Source organism: Pleomorphomonas sp. JP5 (assembly GCF_023721815.1).
Taxonomy (GTDB): domain Bacteria; phylum Pseudomonadota; class Alphaproteobacteria; order Rhizobiales; family Pleomorphomonadaceae; genus Pleomorphomonas.
This window is the reverse complement of the sequence record NZ_JAMDLI010000028.1, coordinates 1-328: the sequence shown is the minus strand read 5'-3', so window position 1 is coordinate 328 and position 328 is coordinate 1. Positions and strand designations below refer to the sequence as shown.

Below are 328 nucleotides of genomic sequence, written 5' to 3'. Positions count from 1 at the left end.
CCAGGAACTGGTGGAGCCAGACGGGATCGAACCGACGACCTCAAGCTTGCAAAGCTAGCGCTCTCCCAACTGAGCTATGGCCCCATTCCGTCACCTCACCAAACCCCGAAAGGATTGGTTGGCCTGAGTGGACTCGAACCACTGACCTCACGCTTATCAGGCGTGTGCTCTAACCACCTGAGCTACAGGCCATCACGGGACCCTTGCGGATCCCATTGACCGGTAACCCAAAAGGTCAGCCGATCGGATCTACCGAACACATCCGTGGAAGAAAGAGAAACGAAGCCGGCGCTAGGGCCGAAAGGACCTCCGGATACCATGAGCGGCA

The 328-nt window shown here is 57.9% G+C and carries 2 tRNA genes; both read right to left on the bottom strand.

Features of this window, described 5'->3' with window-relative positions:
• Positions 1-8: 8 nt before the first annotated feature.
• Positions 9-84 (bottom strand) — tRNA-Ala (locus tag M4J40_RS22365).
• 31 nt (positions 85-115) lie between these two features.
• Positions 116-192, bottom strand: a tRNA-Ile gene (locus M4J40_RS22360).
• Positions 193-328 lie beyond the last annotated feature (136 nt).